Genomic DNA, 18,146 nt, shown 5'->3' on the forward strand with positions numbered 1-18,146 from the left:
AGTGTTCACACGGATATGTGGGAGCGGGCTTGCTCGCGAAGAGGCCAACACAGACACCACAGAATTCATTGAGGTTACTCATGACCCAACCCCGCTGGCTGCGCAACGTGCGCCCCTACGGCGCCACCGCCGAAGACCTGCTGATCGAAAACGGCCGCTTCAGCCAACGCCGACCCGCTTCGAACGAAGCCCTGTCGGCCACCGACATCGACGGCCAGAACCAGTTGCTCACCCCCGCCCTGGTGGAAAGCCACGTGCACCTGGACAAAACCCTCTGGGGCCAGCCCTGGCGCCCCAACAGTGCCGGCCCGACCCTCAAGGACTACATCGCCAACGAACGGCGCATCCTGCGTGAAGTCACCACACCGATTGCGCAACGGGCCGGCGCCCTGCTGGAAAACTGCATCGCCCGCGGCTCGCTGACCATGCGTTGCCACGTCGACATCGACCCGGAATTTGGCCTGCGGCATGTCGAGGCCATGCAGCAACTGCGTGAAAACTACCGCGACCTGATCGACCTGCAACTGGTGGTGTTCCCGCAAACCGGCCTGATCAGTCGCCCCGGCACCGCCGAACTGATGCGCGAAGCCATGGCTCTGGGCGTGGAGAACGTCGGCGGGCTGGACCCGTGCGGTATCGACAACGACCCTGTCGCACAACTGGATTTCGTCTTCAAACTGGCCAGCGAATTCGACCGGGGCGTCGACATTCACCTGCATGACAAAGGTGAGCTGGGGCTGTGGCAGATCGCCCTGATTGCCGACTACACCGAGCGCTTCGGCCGCCAAGGCCAGGTGATGATCAGCCACGCGTACTGCCTGGGGATGTTGCCGTGGAGCCAGGTCAAACCGGTGGCCGAACGTCTGGCCACATTGGGCATTTCGCTGATGAGCTCGGCCCCGGCCGATTGCGCGGTGCCGCCGTTCCTGGCCCTGCGCGAAACCGGCGTGAATGTGTGCCTGGGCTCGGACGGTATTCGTGATGCCTGGTCGCCCATGGGCAACGGCGACATGCTGGAGCGGGCGATGTTGCTGGCGTTCCGCTTCGACTTGAACAAGGACAAAGAACTGGCGACAGCGTTCGAGGCGGCGACCGTCAACGGCGCCCAGGCGCTGGGTTGCCAAGCCAATCGCCTGGAGATTGGCCAGCCGGCGGACTTCCTGTTGATGCCGGTACAAACACTGGGTGAGGCGGTGGTTTCACGGCCGCTGCGTCAGGTCTATCGCGCGGGTCAGTTGATTGCTGCGGGTGGCCGTTTGCTGGAAAGCCGTCTGTGAAGCGCATCGGCTTGCGGGCCAGTTGCGTGGTCGGCTTCGACGGCACGCGGCATGTGCTGTGGCGCGATGGCGAAGTGGTGTTCGAAGGCGCGCGCATCGAGTTTGTCGGGCGTGGTTATGCGGGGCCGGTGGATCAGTGGGTTGATTACGGTAATGCGCTGATCGGTCCCGGCTTCATCGATCTGGATGCCTTGGGCGATCTCGATTCCACGGTGCTGACCCTGGACAACGGCGACGAGCGCGACATGGGCCGGATGTGGTCGGCGCAGTATCTGGCGCGTGGATCGCGGGAAAGCTACAGCCCCGAAGAAGAAGTCTTCAAATACCGCTACGCCTTCACCCAACTGATCCGCAACGGCATCACCACGGCCATGCCGATCACGTCGATGTATTACCGCGAGTGGGCCGAGACCTACGACGAATTTGCGGCGGTCGCAGGTGTGGCCGCCGAACTGGGGCTACGCACTTACCTCGGTCCCTGCTACATGAGCGGCATGAGTTACTGGCAGGCCGATGGAACCCTGGCGCACCACTGGGACGAAGCCCGGGGCATGGCCGGGCTCGACGCCGCCGAGCGGTTTTTCCGGGATTTCGACGGCGCGCACAACGGCCTGATTCGCGGTGCACTGCTGCCCGATCGCATCCAGACCTGCACCCCGGCGTTGCTGCAACGCACCGCCGCGCTGAGCCGCGAACTCAACGCACCGATGCGTTTGCACTGCTGCCAAGGCCTCGGTGAAGTGGCGATGGTCGAGCAACTGCGCGACACCTCGCCACTGGGCTGGCTGCAGCAGCTTGGGCTTTTGACCCCGCGCAGCCTGCTGCCCCACGGCATCTACACCCGCGGCGATGACGACCTGCAACGGGTGGTGGATGGTGGCGCAAGCCTGGTGCATTGCCCGGTGGTGTTTGCCCGGGACGGCGAGGCGCTGAATTCGTTTGGTCGCTATCGGGCCAAAGGCATCAACTTCGCCCTGGGCACCGACACCTGGCCGGCGGACTTGCTGGACAACATGCGCCAGGGCCTGAACATCGCTCGCCTTATGGAAGGCGGTAACGATCTGACCAGCACGCTGGACCTGTACAACGCCGCGACCCTCGGCGGTGCCAAGGCACTGGACCGCGACGATCTCGGACGCCTGGCGCCCGGGGCCAAGGCCGACATCACCGTGTTCAACCTGCGCGGGATGCACCTGGGGCCGCTATTCGATCCACTGAAAAATCTTGTTCTGGCCGGTCGCGGTGACGACTGTATCGCCAGCTACATCGACGGCCGCTGCGTGATGCGGGACGGCCAGGTCGAGGGCCTCGACTACCCCGCCCTGCAAGGCCAGGCCCAACGCCAATTCGAAAAATTGATGCGCAGCCACAGCGACCGGGCCTTTGGCCAACCGGACTGGAAAAGCCTGTTCCAGCCCGCCATCCCGTTCGCCGACGACTACAGCGCACAGGCGCCACTGAGCGCGATTGATCCACTTCTCTAGAGATTTCTGCCCATGCAAAGCTTCGACTTCAGCACATTGAGCCCACGGGACAAATACAAGATCCTGATCGGCAGCGTCGTGCCACGGCCGATAGCCCTGGTCACCACCGTCGACGGCGAAGGCCGGATCAACGCGGCACCGTTCAGCTTCTTCAATGCGCTTTCCGCCGATCCACCGATCCTCGCCCTGGGCGTGGAAAACTACGGCGACCAAAGCCCCAAGGACACCACTCGCAATATCCAGCTCAATCAGGAATTCACCGTGAACATCGTCAGCGATGCCTTGGTGGAAGCCATGAACGTCTGCGCCGTGCCCTTCGCCCCCGGTTTCGATGAACTGACCGCCGCCGGCCTCACCGCCATCCCCGGCACCACGGTCAAATGCCCGCGCATCGGCGAAGCTCCGGTGGCGCTGGAGTGCCGGCGGATGATGGCCCTGTCCATCGGCCAATCCCGGGAGATTATCTTTGGTGAGGTGCTGATGGCCCATGTGCGTGACGAACTGATCGATCCGAAAACCCTGTACATCGACCAGTTGGGGCTGGATGCGATCGGACGCATGGGCGGGCATGGCTATGCGCGTACGCGGGATTACTTCGACTTGCCGACACGCTCGTTGCAGGCCTGGACGGATGCGCCGGGGGGTGGGGAACGGTTTTGGCCTGCCACCAAATAACCAGAGATTGCACAAAACCTGTAGGAGCGAGCTTGCTCGCGATGGTCGTCAACAATACCGCTGGTAACCTGACACCCCGCGGCGCTCTCAGGTTCATCGCGAGCAAGCTCGCTCCTACAGGGGAACGCGTCGTCAGCGGAAATCGCGACTGCGCACACTGATACCGTCCAGTAGCGGGCTCAAATCACTCAAGCGTCCGGCTATCAGATGCCGGACCTCACCCTCTTTCTCCCAGCGCCCATCGACCTTGAGCAACTGCGAGCCGACCAGCACCTGGCGCTGACGCTCGGCCAGGTCGCGCCACACCACCACGTTGACGTTGCCGAACTCGTCCTCAAGGGTGACGAACGTCACGCCGCTGGCGGTGGCCGGGCGTTGTCGGCCGGTGACCAGCCCGGCAACGCTGACTGGCCGACCGTGCTCGACGTCCAGCAACTCCTTCGAACTGCGGCAGCGCCGCGCCTTCAACTCACCGCGTAACAGGGCCAACGGATGCGGCCCGAGGGTGGTGCCGACACTGGCGTAATCGGCCTGCAGGTCCTCGCCCACAGTGGGCATTGGCAACGACACCGCGTCCTCCTCCCGGCTCGGCAGGCCGGCAAACAAACCCAGCTGCTTTTGTACCCCGGCCACTTCCCAACGTGCCCGATGCCGGTCGCCGGCCAGGCCACGCAACGCGCCGGCATCGGCCAGTTGCTCCTGGGCGCGGGCATCGAGTCGCGCCCGTTCGCCGAGGTCGGCAATGTCGGCAAACGCCCCTTTGGAGCGTGCCGCCTCGATGCGTCGGGCATCGTCCTCGCGAAAGCCCTTGATCATGCGTAGCCCCAAGCGAATCGCCGGTTGCGCACCGCTGATCGGTTCCAGACTGCAATCCCAGTCGCTGGTGCGCACGTCCACCGGGCGAACCTGCAAATGATGGCGCCGGACGTCCTGCAGAATCTGGTCCGGGCTGTAGAACCCCATCGGCCAACTGTTGATCAGCGCACAAGCGAAGGCCGCCGGCTCGTGGCATTTCAACCAGCAACTGGCGTAAGTCAGCAAGGCAAAACTGGCCGCGTGGGACTCGGGAAAACCGTAGCTGCCAAAACCCTTGATCTGCTCGAAGATCTGCGCGGCGAACTCCGGCGTGTAGCCTTTTTTCTTCATGCCGGCGGCCAGTCGATCCTTGTGCGGTTCGAGCCCGCCGTGGCGTTTCCAGGCAGCCATGGAGCGGCGTAGCTGGTCGGCCTCGCCGGGGCTGTAGTCGGCGGCGACGATGGCGATCTGCATCACCTGTTCCTGAAACAGAGGAACGCCAAGGGTGCGTTTCAACACCTCCCGCAACTCTTCGGAGGGGTAGGTTTCAAGCTCTTCCTTGTTTCGACGACGCAGGTACGGATGCACCATGCCGCCCTGGATAGGTCCGGGGCGAACGATGGCCACCTCGATCACCAGGTCATAGAACTTGCGGGGCTTGAGCCTGGGCAGCATCGACATTTGCGCCCGGGACTCGATCTGGAACACGCCGATGGTGTCTGCACGACCGATCATGTCGTAGGTCTGTGAATCCTCGGAGGGCACCGTTGCCAGGCTCAAGTCCCGGTTGCGATGACGGCGCAGCAAGTCGAAACAGCGACGAATCGCGCTGAGCATGCCCAGGGCCAGGATATCCACCTTGAGCAACCCGACCGCATCGAGATCGTCCTTGTCCCACTGGATGATAGTGCGCTCGGCCATCGCGGCGTTTTCCACCGGCACGAGGTGATCCAGCGGCTGCTCGGAAATGACGAAGCCGCCGGGGTGCTGGGACAGATGCCGGGGGAAGCCGATCAGTTGCTGCGTCAAGCTCAACACCCGGCGCAACACCGGGCTTTCAGGGTCGAAACCGCCTTCACGCAGGCGCTCCACGGGCGGCGTTTCATCACTCCAGTGACCACAGCAATCGGCCAGGGCATTGATCTGGTCTGGCGGCAAACCCAACGCCTTGGCCACATCACGCACCGCACCGGCCGCATGGTAAGTGCTGACCACGGCTGTCAGTGCCGCGCGGGTCCGACCATAGCGCTGGAACACGTACTGCAAGACTTCTTCGCGGCGTTCGTGCTCGAAGTCCACATCGATATCCGGTGGCTCGTTGCGCTCCCTGGAGAGAAAGCGCTCAAACAGCATGTTCATTCGCTCGGGGTCGATCTCGGTGATGCCCAAGGCGAAACACACCGCCGAGTTGGCCGCAGAGCCTCGGCCCTGGCAGAGAATCTTCTCGCGCCGGGCGAAGGCGACGATGTCCTGAACGGTCAGGAAATAGCTTTCATAACCCAGCTCGGCGATCAGCCCGAGCTCCTTGTCGATCAGCCCGCGAACCTTTTCGCTTGCACCGTCGGGCCATCGCTCGCGCATGCCGCGCTCGGTCAACGCCCGCAGCCAGGACTCTGCGCTGTGCCCTTCTGGCACCAGTTCGCGAGGATATTGATAACGCAACTGGCCAAGATCAAAGGTGCAGCGCCGGGCGATGTTCAGCGTTTCTGCCAGCAAGCCGGGCGGATAAAGTTCCCCCAGCACGTCCAGGCTGCGCAGATGGCGTTCGCCGTTGGGATGCAGGCGCAACCCGGCATCGGCCACCGGCAGGTGATGACGGATCGCGGTCATGGTGTCCTGCAAGGCGCGCCGGCCGCGAGCATGCATGTGCACATCGCCACTGGCCACGGCCGCAATACGCAACTCCCTGGCCAGGCTCAGCAGATCGTTCAGGCGCCGGGCATCGTCCTGACCGCGGTGCAACTGCACCGCCAGCCACACGCGCTCGGCGAAGACCTGTTTGAGCCAGCGCCCCTGTTCAAAGGCATCGACAGCGTCCGGAACCCACAACGCCAACAGGCCCGGCAGCGGTTCGCTGAAGTCTTCGCGCAGCACCTGATACTGGCCTTTCTGCGTTCGCCGCCGGGCGCGGGTGATCAATCGGCACAGCGCCTGATAGCCCTCGAGGCTCTCCACCAGCAGCACCAGTTTCGGACCGTTCTCGATGCGTATTTCACTGCCGATGATCAGCGGCAACGCCACGGACTTCGCCGCTTGCCAGGCGCGCACGATGCCCGCCAGGGTGCATTCGTCGGTGATCGCCAGGGCTTGATAACCCTGTTTTTTCGCGCGCTGGAACAGCTCGAGGGCACTGGAGGCACCGCGCTGGAAGCTGAAGTTCGACAGGCAGTGCAGTTCGGCATAGTCGATGCTCATGCGAACCAGCCCTGCAACCACAGCGGGCCGTCCTCACCGACCGCCCGGTAGGCCCAGCCCTGTTGGCCTGCACGGGTTTCGATCAGGTAATAGTCACGGCGTACGTCGTCACCGTCCCACCAACCGGACTCGATGCGTTCCGGCCCCATGAGGATCCGCGCCGAGCCCTGATGCACGGCCAGCGGTTCAGTCAGCAGCCAGCCCGGCCGTTTCACCGCGGCCGGCACCACGCAAGGCTGGCTGTCGGCACTGGCCTGCCATGCACACTCGGGGCGGTGATCGGCCTGGAAGCGCAGGCCATGTACCGCGTCATCCCCCAGCCGTGCACGCAGGCGTTCGCGCAGTTGCTCCCAGGGCAAGGACTGCTGCGGGCGATCGTCGAACAGTTCCTGATACTGGGGCACGAAGGTCGGCAAATCCTCGGCGCGCAGGCGAAAGCCGCGCACCGGCGCCTCGACCTGGACTTGCTCCAGCCGCCCCCGGGCCAGTTCGAAGAGCATCGCCGGATCGCGCTCGGCGCTGAGCAGGCCGACCTTGATGAGCGTATCCGGCAACCCGGCATGTTCCAGATGCAGGTCGAAACGCTGTACGCCGCTGTCGCGACCACAGAGGAACGCCGACAGGTCGCCGGTCAACCGGCGCAACGGAAACAGCAAGGCTTGATGGGACTGCACATCGAAATTGAGCTCGATCCGCACATCGAAGCGATCCGGCGGCAGGTAAAACGCCAGCGCCAGCCGCCGCAAACCCGACAGGGCATCCAGATGCTTGAGCACCTGAGCCTCGAAACGCCGGGCCAGGCTATGCCGGGGTAGCGCCTGCACCTGGCTCAAGGTGCGCAAGCCCATGCGTGACAAGGCCGTGGCGACCGAGGTTTCGAGGCCGATCCGGTCGACAGGCATTTGCCCCAGGTGATGCTGCAAGGCTTGATCGTCCGGCACCACCAGACCGTCATAGGCGTTGGCCAGCACCCGCGCCGCCACCGGGTTGGGCGCGGCCACGATGCGGTGCCGAAACCCCAGCTCACCGAGCTCACGGCGCAAAAGCGCTTCGAATTGCGGCCAGGCGCCGAACAAACCGAGGCTGGATTCGATCTCGAATACCACGGCCCGGGGGTAATGCACGCTGACCTGGGAGCTGAAGCGATAGGCCCAGGCGGCGAGAAACTGCTGCCAGTGTTCGATGTCGGCGGCGTCGTATTCAGCCGTGGCAAAGCCTTTGCTCAAGGCCTGTGCCGCACTCATGGACTGACCGGGACGCAACCCCAGCGCCCGCGCCGCGTCGTTAACCGCCTGCAGCACCCGGCGCTGAGCCGGGCCGGTCAACAACGCCAGGGGCTCATCGGGATCGGCGCGCTGACGCAATACCGCGTCCAGCGCCAATTGCGGGAAAACAATGCAGACCCAGCGCATGGCAACCTCAATGCCCTACGGCGAAGGCAATCGGCGCCGAACGGACCAGGCCGCCGCGGCACTTGAGCACGCGCAGTTGTACCGGTCGGGCATCGATGGCAATGCGCAGGGCCGCCGGCGAAGGGTTGATCGCTTCACTGAGGGGGCGATAGGCGAAGGCCAGGGTCTGGCCGGTTTCCGCCGCCACCTGCAAGCGGCGCAAGGCGCGGTCATCGGCCTTGTGCGGCCAGCACAGCACCGCGCCGCAACTGCCAGAACGCAGGCATTGTTCCGCGGCCCACAGCGCATCGCGCTCGCTGGCCTGGATGATCGACAGCTGACGCAGATCGACCCCGGCACCCTGCCACGCCTGGGGATACGGCACATAAGGCGGCGCCACCAGCACGATGCGCTCGCCCGCCGCCGACAGCCGTGCCAGCGTCGGCCACACCAGTTGCAACTCGCCCACGCCCTGCCCGGCCAAGAGGATTTCCGTCAGCGCCGCCTCCGGCCAGCCTCCGCTGGGCAATGCGGCGTCCAGCGCGGCATGCCCGGTGGGTTGCGGGCTGGCGGCCGGTGGCGCAGGCCGGCCCTTCCAGACCTGGCCGCCATTGAACAGCGTATCCAGCGCAACGACGGCACCCATCAGCCTTGCCTCACCAGGCCACAGAACACGCCTTCGATGGCCAGGTCCCGGTCGGCCTCGACAATGATCGGCCGGTAGGCCGGGTTGCGTGGCAGCAGGCGAACCACATCGCCGACCCGCTCGAAGCGCTTGATGGTGACTTCGCCGTCGAGCCGCGCCACGACGATCTGGCCATTGAGCGCCTCGGGGTTGCGGTGCACGCCCACCAGATCGCCATCGAGAATGCCGTCCTCGATCATCGAGTCACCCCGGACCCGCAGCATGTAGTCCGGCACCCGCGAAAAGATCGACGGATCGAGCAGCAAGCGGCTATGGACCTCCGCATCGGCCCCGATCGGCGCACCGGCCGCCACCCGGCCGAGCACCGGAATGTCCAGCAACTCGGGACGCGGCGGCTGCCCGAGCAGGCGAATGCCCCGGGCCTGATGCGGGTTGACCTCGATAAACCCGGCTTCGGTCAGCGCCAGCACATGCTTGCGCGCCACGCTACGGGAGGCAAAACCGAACGCCTCGCTGATTTCAGCGAGGCTCGGAGGCTGACCGTGCTCGGCGATGCGATCGCGGATAAAGGTCAGGATGGCGGTACGGCGGGGAGTCAGAGTCGTCATGGAGTACATTTGTACTCTTTTGGCTTTTGCCTGGCAAGGACCGTCAATCATCTGGTGGCAGGACCAGTGACCTGTGGGAGCGAGCTTGCTCGCGATGGTCTTTCATTCAACATGTGTATCGACTGACCGGGCCTCATCGCGAGCAAGCTCGCTCCCACATTGGATTTCAGTGACTCAAGAGGTGAGTCGTGCCAGATAAGCCCACGGATAAATCCCCCGCTCATGCCCATCACTGAACACCAGTTGCAGTCCGTACCCCTGCGAGTGCAATTCAATAACCCGGACCCGCCCATCAACCATCGGCACCATTCCCCGCATGCGAAACGCCCGGCACTGCGAACACGGGCACTGGCGACGCAATTCGGCATGGTCCAACACCTGTTCGCGACCATCCGGCCAGTTCAGTCGCAACTGCTGTTTGCTTCGAGAATTACCCACCGCCAGCGGATTCATTGCAGTTGACTCAAGGCAATGCGCACGGCCTTGCGCACTTCCGGGTCGCCGTCGTCCTGCGCGGCCTGCAATGCCGCTATGGCCCGTGGGTCGCTCAATTCGCCCAGGGCCAACGCGGCTTCCTTGCGCAGGTTGCTGATGCGGTGGCCGAGGGTGTCGATCAACGCATCGATCGCCGGTCCATAACGTAAGCGACCGAGGCTGCGGGTGGCGCGCAGACGCACTTGCCAGTAATCGTCGCCCAAGGCGTCGATCAGGGCCGGGCCGGCGTCGAGGTGGCCGACCTTGCCCAGGGTGGTGGCGGCTTCTTCGCGGACTTGCCAGGCAGCGTCGCGCAAGGCCTGGCGCAGGGCCGGCAGCACCTGCGCGTCAGACGCCAGGCCCAACGCCCCGGTGGCGGCACGCCGAACTTCAGTGTCCGGGTCAGCGCTGGCCAACCGCGCCAGGGCCGGCAAGGCATCGAGTTGCTTGAGCCAGCCGAGCACGCCCACCGCCTCGCGACGCACGCTGGCGCTTTCATCGTCCAATGCCCGGGCAGCCGCATCGGCGGCATCGGGGCAACGCAACTCGCGCAACGCCCTGAACGCGGCGATGCGTACGCCGCTGTCGGCGTGCCCGGTCCACGGCAGAATGACCCGGCCCGCCGCTTCACTCTTGAGCAGGCTAAGGCTCTGCGCTGCGGCCGCCTGCACCGCCGGGGATGGATCCGTCAGCGCCTGGCACAACGCCTCGACCACGGGCTCATCCTCCCAGGCTTCCAGCAACCGCGCGGCTTCGGCGCGAACGTCGGCAATCGGGTCTTCGGCCATTCGATCGATCAACCACAGCAGGCCATCCGGCTCCTCGAGATCGGCCAGTTCGATCAGCGCGATCCGGCGTATGCCGGGGTCGTCATCGGTCAGGCGCGGTTGCAGGGCAAGAATGTCGTCGTTATCGGTTACATCGAATAGTGAGGTCATAGGGCAAATCGCGGCAGTTTGTTTTCAGGGGGAAGACCGAGCGGATTCAAGCGTGGCAGTTGCCGACCGTCTTCGTGGCGCAGGAGTTCGAGGCAATGGCGCTTGAGGTGCGAGAATTCAGGGCGGGTCATCAGTTCCGTGCTGCGCGGCCTGGGGAAGTCCAGGCGCAGGTCTTCGATGATTCGCCCGGGGCGCGAGCTCATGACCAACAGGCGATCAGCGAGGAACAGCGCTTCGTCGATGTCATGGGTGACAAACACCACGGTGGTGCGGATGCGCGTCCAGATGTCCAGCAGCAGTTCCTGCATGTTCAACCGGGTCAGGGCATCGAGGGCGCCAAAGGGTTCGTCCATCAACAACAGGCGCGGACGGTTGACCAGCACCCGGGCGATTTCCACCCGTTGCTGCATGCCGCCGGAGAGCTGGTCGGGCCAGCGCCCGGCAAAACCTTCGAGGCCCACCAGGGCGAGGATTTCATCCGCCGCCTTGTGCCGTTCGGCCTTGCCGACGCCACGCATTTTCAGGCCGAAGGCGACGTTGTCACGCACCGTGCACCAAGGAAACAGTGTGTGCTGCTGGAACACCATGCCGCGCTGGGGCGATGGGCCCGACACCGCTGCGCCATCGACATTCAGCGTGCCGGTGCGCGGTTGCAGGTGGCCGGCCAGGGCGCCGAGCAAGGTGGACTTGCCGCAACCGGACGGCCCGAGAATGCACACGAACTGCCCTGGCTCGATCTGGCAGTCGAGGCCCTGTACCGCTTCGAAAGCCGCGCCCCCCTCGCCCAGGCTGATTGACAGCCCGCGAATGTCGATACGCCCTTCCAGGTGTTGAAAAACGCTCATCAGGCTTTTCCTCGTGGTCGATGCCAAGGCGTGAAAAGCCCGCCCAGACGCTTGATCAACAGGCTGCTGCCCATCCCGAGCACGCCGATCAGCAACATGCCGACGACGATGTCGGCGTAGTTCTGGATGGTGTAGGACTCCCAGGTGTAATAGCCGATGCCGAATTGGCCGGAGATCATTTCCGCCGTCACCAGGCAGAACCACGAGGTGCCCATGCCGATGGCCAGGCCGGTGATGATGCTAGGCGCAGCGCCCGGAAGAACGACCTCCAGCAGGATTGCCCGGCGCCCTGCCCCGAGGCTTTTCGCCGAGGCGATCAGCCGTGGATCGACGCCTTCGACGCCGTGCACGGTGTTGAGCAGGATCGGGAACAATGCGCCGGTGAAGGTGATGAACACCATCGACAGTTCCGACGAGGGAAACATCAGGATCGCCAGGGGAATCCACGCCACTGCCGGGATCGGGCGCAGCACTTCCAGGGGCGGCAGCAAGAGATCTTCGGCCCATTTCGAGCGACCGATGGCCAGGCCCAGGGCCACACCAATGATCAGCGCCGCGAGGTAACCGGCGAACACCCGGCCGAGGCTGCTGCCCAGGTGCTGGGCGAGCTTGCCCGAGTCGCCGAGGCCGAGGGCGGCTTCAATGACCGCCACGGGTGTCGGGACGTTGGCGAAGGTCACCAGGCCGAGGTTCCAGTGGTGGCTGGCGGCGAGTTGCCAGAACAGCAGGCAGAGCAGCAAGGATGCGGCTCTGGGGATCCAGCGTATAGATGATAGGTACACAATTCCTCCTCACAACCAAGATCTCTGTGGGAGCGGGCTTGCTCGCGAAAGCGGTGTTTCAGTCAACTCAGATGTTGAATGTTGATCCGCATTCGCGAGCAAGCCCGCTCCCACATTTGCCCGAGGGGTACTTGGGATTAGCGAACAGCCACGGCCTGGGCAGTGGCATCAGTGAAGTCGAGGACCTTGCCGCCCTGCGCCGTGGCGAACTGTTGGGCCTGGCCTTTGAGCAGGAACGCGCTCAATTGCCCTTTCCCGTCGGTGGCAAACCACGCCTGATCCGCCAGCAGCTTGATCCCGCTGTCACTGGCCTGGGCGTACACCGCGCGGATGCTCCGGCCTTCCTGCTTGAGGCTGGCCAGCGCGGCAAACGCCGCTTGCGCCGAGGCGTACTGGCGGACTTTAGGCTCGCCGCGCACCCAGATTTCCGCCACGTGGCTGAAGTCGGTGATGGTTTGGCCGCTGGCGGCATCGACGGCCTTGAGCGGCGCCTGCCCGTAACTGGCCAGTTGCGCGCTGTAGTCCAGGTTCGAGGCCTTGAAGGCGGCGCGGATGTATTGGTCGTCAATGAAGGTGTTGAGATCCAGACCGCGATCGGCCTTCTTCAACAACTTGAGGGTATCGATGGCGGTGCCCACGGCCTGACGGTATTCCGGCTTCCAGCTCAGGTCGCGGGTCTGCACACCGAGTGGGCCATGGAACAGATAATTGACCTCGGCATCGACCCCGGTGACCTTGGCGATCAACTCGCTGTATTTCTCCGGCTCAGCCGCCAGCAGCTGGTTGGCTTCGATACTCGCCCGCAGGTAAGCGACGACGATTTCCGGGTACTTCTTCGCATAGGCCTGATCGACCAGCGCACCGTGGAAGGTCGGCGCGTTGGCCTGGGCGCCGTCATAAATCTTGCGGGCGAAACCACGGCTGGGGAACAGTTCGGCGAAGGGCACGAAGTCAGCGTGAGCATCGATCTTGCCGGCCTGCAATGCGGAGCCGGCGACTTCCGGCGGCTGGGCGATGATGTTCACGTCCTTGAGCGGGTCCCAGCCCTGGGCCGCGACGGCGCGCAACAGCATGCCATGGGCGGTGGAAGCGAACGGCACGGAAATGGTCTTGCCCTTCAGCTCTGCCAGCGACTGCACACCCGATGCGCTCGGTACCACGATGCCGTTGCCACTGCCCTTGATGCTGCCCGACAGCACGCTGATAAACAGGCTGTGCTTGCCCGCCGTTTCGAACGCCACGCCGTTGAACGCGCCGGGGAAGTCGGCCATGGCGCCGAAGTCGAGTTTGCCGGCCACCATTTCGTTGGTCAGGGGGGCGCCGCTGGTGAAGTTTTTCCACTGCACCTCGTATTGGGCGTCCTTGTAGGGGCCATCGTGGGGCAGGTATTTGTCCAGCAGCCCAAGTTCGCGAATCAACAATCCGCCGGCGGCGCAGTTGATGGTGGTGTCCTGGGTGCCGATGGCAATGCGGATGGTTTCGGCCGAGGCCGACAGGGTGAATGAAGCCAGTACCAGACCGGCCAAAGCTGCACGCAACATCATGAGTGTTTCCCCTCGAATCATTTATAGGATGTTCGTCTCCGCCACGATCAGGGCGCGGTGGGAAACGAGGGGTGTCTTGAATCAGGCGTCCGGTGGTGCCGGATGGCGTTTTGGGTTGTTCGAGTGGGCCTCATCGCGAGCAAGCTCGCTCCCACAGGTTTTTCTGATGTATGCAGGACTTGCGACTGGCCTCGATCCACTGTGGGAGCGGGCTTGCTCGCGAATGCGTCCTTTGAGTCAATGAAGATGCCAGCTGTGCCGGCCTCTTCGCGAGCAAGTCGAATCGTCGCACCGCCGCTCCCACAGGGACAGTGTTTCAGCGCAGCAGGTACGGGATTTCGACTTTCACCGCACCCGTCGGGCAGTCCTTTTCACAGGGCATGCAGTACCAGCATTCGTCGAACGCCATGTAGGCCTTTTGCGTGGCCGGGTTGATCGCCAGCAGGTCCATCGGGCAGACATCGACGCACACGGTGCAGCCTTTGTGAGCGATGCATTTGTCCTCGTCGACGGTGACGGGGGCGTTGGAACGGAAGAAAATTTCCTGGGCTTGATAGGCCATTTCACAGTCTCTCTTGGGTGATGCTCAGGCGGCATCCGCGCCGACCCGCAGCCGGTCGTAGGCCTGCATCTCGTCGGCATCGAGCGGGATGATGTAAGGCTCGACGGCTTTCTTGAAACTGCTCATCAAACCGTTTTCGTCTTTCTTCAGGTGGCAATGGCAGAACCAGTCGCGGTCGTTGCGTTGCGGGTGATCGACGCGATGGTGGTAAAGCCCCCAGCGGCTTTCGGCGCGGAACAATGAAGCGCGGGCGGCCATTTCGGCGCAGTCGCGGATCATGCTGACTTCCATGGCGCGCATCAGCTCGTGGGCGTTGTGCGCCTTGATCTGGTCGAGATCGCGCTGGATGTCGCTGAAGCGCTGCAGGCCGATCTGCATCTTCCTGGTCACTTTCGGCGGTTGCAGGTAGTCGTTGACCAAGCGCCGCAGCTTGTATTCGACCTGGGCTGGCGGCAGGCCGTGCTCACGCTCCAGCGGTGCGTAGACCCGTTGTTTTTCGGTTTCGATCTGCCGGGCATCCAGCGCTGAAAACTCGCGCCCGGCGACAAAGTCCGCTGCGTTGTGGCCAGCGAACCACCCATAGGTAAACGCACCGAGCATGTAGTTGTGCGGCACCGCAGCCATGTCTCCCGCCGAGTACAAGCCCTTGACCGAGGTCTCGGCCTTCTCGTTGACCCACACCCCCGACGCCGAATGCCCGCTGCAAAAACCGATTTCCGAGATGTGCATCTCGACCATCTGCGTGCGGTAGTCGGTGCCGCGATTGGCGTGGAACTGGCCGCGACTCGGACGCTCGTTGCTGTGCAGGATCTCTTCGATGTTCTGGATGGTTTCCTCGGCCAGATGATCGAGCTTGAGGAACACCGGGCCATTGCCGCTTTCCAGTTCCTGATGGAACTCCCACATCATCTGCCCGCTCCAGTAGTCGCACTCGATGAAGCGTTCGCCCTTGTTGTTGGCGGTGTAGCCGCCCAAGGGGCCGGTGACGTAGGCGCAGGCCGGGCCGTTGTAATCCTTGATCAGCGGGTTGATCTGGAAGCATTCCAGGTTCGCCAGTTCGGCCCCGGCGTGGTAGGCCATCGAGTAGCCGTCGCCGGCATTGGTCGGGTTTTCGTAGGTGCCCATCAGGTAGCCCGAAGACGGCAACCCCAGGCGTCCGGCGGCACCGCAGGCGAGGATCACCGCCTTGGCCTTGATCACGTGGAAGTCCGCCGTGCGGCAGTCGAAGCCCATCACGCCGTTGACCGCGCCCTCTTCATCCGTCAGCAATCGGGTGCAGACCAGGCGATTGGTGATACTCACCCGCGCGCGCTTCAACTGCCGATAGAGGACTTTCTTGATGTCGTGCCCTTCCGGCATCGGCAACACATAAGCGCCCATGTGGTGGACCTTTTTCACCGCGTAGTCACCGGTTTCGTCCTTCTCGAATTTCACGCCCCAGCGGTCCAGTTGTGAGAGGGTTTCGAAGCTGTGGGTGGCATAGGCGTACACCGCGGCCTGATTGACGATGCCGTCGTTGGCGATGGTGATTTCCTTGGTGTACTGCTCCGGTGTCGAGTGGCCGGGAATGATCGCGTTGTTCAGGCCGTCCATGCCCATGCTGATCGCGCCGCTGCGCTTGACGTTGGCCTTGTCGATCAACAACACCCGCAGGTCGCGGTTGCGTTCCTTGGCCTTGATCGCCGCCATGGGGCCGGCGGTGCCGCCGCCGATCACGACAATGTCGTATTCCTGCTCCAATGTGCTTCGGGTCATGCCTGCTCCCCTTTTTCCCGGTCGATCCGCAGGCGGTACTGGAAGGCATCGCCACGGTAGTAAAGGTGTTCGAAGTCCAGCGGCCGACCGTCGACATCGTGGGTCAGGCGTTCGATGCGCATGATCGGCGAGCCAGGTTCAACGTTCAGCGCGTGGGTCAGGTCGCTGTCGGCCAGTACCGCATCGATGGCCAGGTCGGCGTGCCCCAGGGCCAGGCCGCAGTCGTTTTCCAGGATCAGGAAAATGTCGCGGGTGACCAGGTCGGCTTTTTCCAGGCGCTCGCCAATGGCCTTGGGCAGGTAAGTGATTTCCAGGGAAACCGGCTCGCGATTGATCAGGCGCACACGTTTGATCTGCGCCACGACCTCGCCTTCGGCGACCTGCAAACGCTCGGCCACGAGCTTGTCGGCGGCAATGAATTTGAAGCTGCGCAGGCGGTTGATCACCTCATAGCCGCGATCGGTCATGGACTCGGCCAGGCCTTGCAGGGTGCTGACGTTCTGGAAGGTTTTCGGCTTGGCGACGAAAGTGCCCTTGCCGTGGATCTTGAAGATCAGCCCTTCCTTTTGCAGATCGCCCAAGGCCTGGCGCACGGTGATGCGGCTGACCTTGAACAACGCGCCAAGCTCGCTTTCTGAAGGCATCTGGCTGTCTTGCGGGTATTCGCCGTCGAGGATGCGGGCGCGCAGCACATCTCGCAGCTGGGTGTGCAACGGGACGCTGCTCAGGGATAGAACGTTGTCGGTCATGGCAGATCACTTGTTATAACGAGTTATGACGTGATCTTAGATAAGTTATGACAGGGTTGAGAAATACCGAATGCGCATAAGGTTAGAAGTGCGGAGCAAGAACAAATGTGGGAGCGGGCTTGCTCGCGAAGGCGGTGTGTCAGTCAACTCAGATGTTGAATGTTGAACCGCATTCGCGAGCAAGCCCGCTCCCACAGGGGGTTATGTGTGATCTGAAGAATCAGTGGCGCTTGAGAATCTGGTCCATCACCCAATCGGTCTTCAGCGCCTGCTCGGCCACGGCGGGGTGCTGCGCCTCGCCACGAATATGCGCATTCATGCCCAATACGTGGTGCCACTGAATGTGTGCGTGATGCTCGATGGTCAGGCTGAGGTGCTCGCCAGCGTGCAGCTCGTCGGCGTGCAGTTCGACCGGGTGTTCATCGAACACTGAAAAGGTGATCCGTCCTTTGCTGCCAATCACTTCGACCCGGTCTTCGCGACGGTCTGCAACGAAGTTCCAGCAGCCCATCCCCAGCGCCCCGCTGGCAAACCGCCAAGTGGCGCTGACGGCATCTTCGGCCGCGTACAAACCGGCCTGCCGCGCGGTGAACCCGGCGACTTCGACGATATCGCCGAACAGGTACTGAAACAGGTCCAGGCCATGGCTGGCCAGATCGGCGAAGTAACCCCCACCGGCAATTGCCGGGTCGGTGCGCCAGTTATCGGTGCCATCGCGATCCGCCGCCGACGGAGCTTTGGTGAGGGTCCAGCTCAGGTGCCGGACCTCGCCGATCCGCCCCTCTTCCAGCCATTGCCGCACTTGCCGGAAGCGTGGCAGCGAACGTCGGTAATAGGACACGAACAGGTGCAACCCGGCATCGGCAAACACCTGCTGCATTTCACGGCTTTGTCCGGCATTCAGCGCCATCGGTTTTTCCACGCAGCAATGCTTGCCGGCCGCGGCCACCTGCAAAGCATAGGCGTGATGGCTGTCGGGCGGCGTGGCGATGTACACCGCGTCGACCTCGGGATCGTTGATCAGCGCCTGCGCATCGGTGTAGACCCGAGCGATGCCGTGGCGCGTGGCGTAGTCGGTGACGGCTTCCAGGCGCCTGCCCATCACCGCGACCAACGCCGATCCGGGCGCCTTGTAGAAGGCCGGCCCGCTTTTGCGTTCAGCGACACTGCCACAACCGATCATGCCCCAGCGCACCAGGTTCATAG

General features: G+C 63.6%; 16 protein-coding genes and 1 pseudogene. 4 read left to right on the forward strand and 13 right to left on the reverse strand.

What is annotated here, in order from left to right:
* The first annotated feature begins 80 nt into the window (after window positions 1–80).
* The 4 genes and pseudogenes from KGA98_RS07960 to KGA98_RS07975 form a co-directional block, all read left to right on the forward strand.
* Complete coding sequence (locus KGA98_RS07960) at window positions 81–1,277, forward strand: amidohydrolase family protein (RefSeq protein WP_223501992.1); 1,197 nt, start codon at window positions 81–83, stop codon at window positions 1,275–1,277.
* Window positions 1,274–2,761, forward strand: a complete 1,488-nt coding sequence (locus tag KGA98_RS07965) for an amidohydrolase family protein (RefSeq protein ID WP_223501993.1) — start codon at window positions 1,274–1,276, stop codon at window positions 2,759–2,761. The genes KGA98_RS07960 and KGA98_RS07965 overlap by 4 nt, the downstream gene beginning before the upstream one ends.
* Before the next feature lie 12 nt (window positions 2,762–2,773).
* The gene (locus tag KGA98_RS07970; protein ID WP_057714349.1) at window positions 2,774–3,436 is read left to right on the forward strand and encodes a flavin reductase family protein; all 663 of its coding nucleotides are present in this window, start codon (window positions 2,774–2,776) and stop codon (window positions 3,434–3,436) included.
* 41 nt (window positions 3,437–3,477) lie between these two features.
* Window positions 3,478–3,555: pseudogene (locus KGA98_RS07975) on the forward strand (outer membrane lipoprotein carrier protein LolA); the annotation flags it as partial.
* A gap of 13 nt (window positions 3,556–3,568) precedes the next feature.
* Here the strand turns inward: KGA98_RS07975 and KGA98_RS07980 are convergent.
* From KGA98_RS07980 to KGA98_RS08040, 13 genes are all read right to left on the reverse strand, one after another.
* Window positions 3,569–6,667 (reverse strand): error-prone DNA polymerase, encoded by a 3,099-nt coding sequence (locus tag KGA98_RS07980; RefSeq protein ID WP_223501994.1) that lies wholly within the window; start codon window positions 6,665–6,667, stop codon window positions 3,569–3,571.
* Complete coding sequence (locus KGA98_RS07985) at window positions 6,643–8,058, reverse strand: Y-family DNA polymerase (protein WP_223501995.1); 1,416 nt, start codon at window positions 8,056–8,058, stop codon at window positions 6,643–6,645. Before KGA98_RS07985 ends, KGA98_RS07980 begins: the two co-directional genes overlap by 25 nt.
* A gap of 7 nt (window positions 8,059–8,065) precedes the next feature.
* The gene (imuA, locus tag KGA98_RS07990) at window positions 8,066–8,683 is read right to left on the reverse strand and encodes a translesion DNA synthesis-associated protein ImuA (RefSeq protein WP_218497289.1); all 618 of its coding nucleotides are present in this window, start codon (window positions 8,681–8,683) and stop codon (window positions 8,066–8,068) included.
* Entirely contained in the window at window positions 8,683–9,300 is a 618-nt protein-coding gene (lexA, locus tag KGA98_RS07995) for a transcriptional repressor LexA (RefSeq protein WP_008016176.1), read from the reverse strand. The genes imuA and lexA overlap by 1 nt, the downstream gene beginning before the upstream one ends.
* 165 nt (window positions 9,301–9,465) lie before the next feature.
* The gene (locus KGA98_RS08000; RefSeq protein ID WP_057714340.1) at window positions 9,466–9,744 is read right to left on the reverse strand and encodes a DUF971 domain-containing protein; all 279 of its coding nucleotides are present in this window, start codon (window positions 9,742–9,744) and stop codon (window positions 9,466–9,468) included.
* Window positions 9,741–10,703: a HEAT repeat domain-containing protein gene (locus KGA98_RS08005; protein ID WP_223501996.1), complete on the reverse strand. Its 963-nt coding sequence runs from the start codon at window positions 10,701–10,703 to the stop codon at window positions 9,741–9,743. The genes KGA98_RS08000 and KGA98_RS08005 overlap by 4 nt, the downstream gene beginning before the upstream one ends.
* Entirely contained in the window at window positions 10,700–11,548 is an 849-nt protein-coding gene (locus KGA98_RS08010) for an ABC transporter ATP-binding protein (RefSeq protein WP_223501997.1), read from the reverse strand. Before KGA98_RS08010 ends, KGA98_RS08005 begins: the two co-directional genes overlap by 4 nt.
* Window positions 11,548–12,330 carry an ABC transporter permease gene (locus KGA98_RS08015; protein WP_150815123.1) on the reverse strand — a complete coding sequence of 261 codons (783 nt, stop codon included), beginning with the start codon at window positions 12,328–12,330 and terminating at the stop codon, window positions 11,548–11,550. The genes KGA98_RS08010 and KGA98_RS08015 overlap by 1 nt, the downstream gene beginning before the upstream one ends.
* A gap of 137 nt (window positions 12,331–12,467) precedes the next feature.
* Entirely contained in the window at window positions 12,468–13,874 is a 1,407-nt protein-coding gene (locus KGA98_RS08020) for an ABC transporter substrate-binding protein (protein WP_191629279.1), read from the reverse strand.
* Window positions 13,875–14,190: 316 nt separating this feature from the next.
* Window positions 14,191–14,436, reverse strand: a complete 246-nt coding sequence (locus tag KGA98_RS08025; RefSeq protein ID WP_008050632.1) for a ferredoxin family protein — start codon at window positions 14,434–14,436, stop codon at window positions 14,191–14,193.
* Between the two features lie 24 nt (window positions 14,437–14,460).
* Window positions 14,461–16,191: a fumarate reductase/succinate dehydrogenase flavoprotein subunit gene (locus KGA98_RS08030; RefSeq protein WP_223501998.1), complete on the reverse strand. Its 1,731-nt coding sequence runs from the start codon at window positions 16,189–16,191 to the stop codon at window positions 14,461–14,463.
* Window positions 16,188–16,940 carry a GntR family transcriptional regulator gene (locus KGA98_RS08035; RefSeq protein ID WP_223501999.1) on the reverse strand — a complete coding sequence of 251 codons (753 nt, stop codon included), beginning with the start codon at window positions 16,938–16,940 and terminating at the stop codon, window positions 16,188–16,190. Before KGA98_RS08035 ends, KGA98_RS08030 begins: the two co-directional genes overlap by 4 nt.
* A 220-nt stretch (window positions 16,941–17,160) precedes the next feature.
* Window positions 17,161–18,144 (reverse strand): Gfo/Idh/MocA family protein, encoded by a 984-nt coding sequence (locus tag KGA98_RS08040; RefSeq protein ID WP_223502000.1) that lies wholly within the window; start codon window positions 18,142–18,144, stop codon window positions 17,161–17,163.
* Window positions 18,145–18,146 lie beyond the last annotated feature (2 nt).

The sequence above is a fragment of the Pseudomonas sp. BF-R-24 genome (genome assembly GCF_019947335.1).
In the GTDB taxonomy this organism is placed as follows: Bacteria; Pseudomonadota; Gammaproteobacteria; order Pseudomonadales; family Pseudomonadaceae; genus Aquipseudomonas; species Aquipseudomonas jessenii.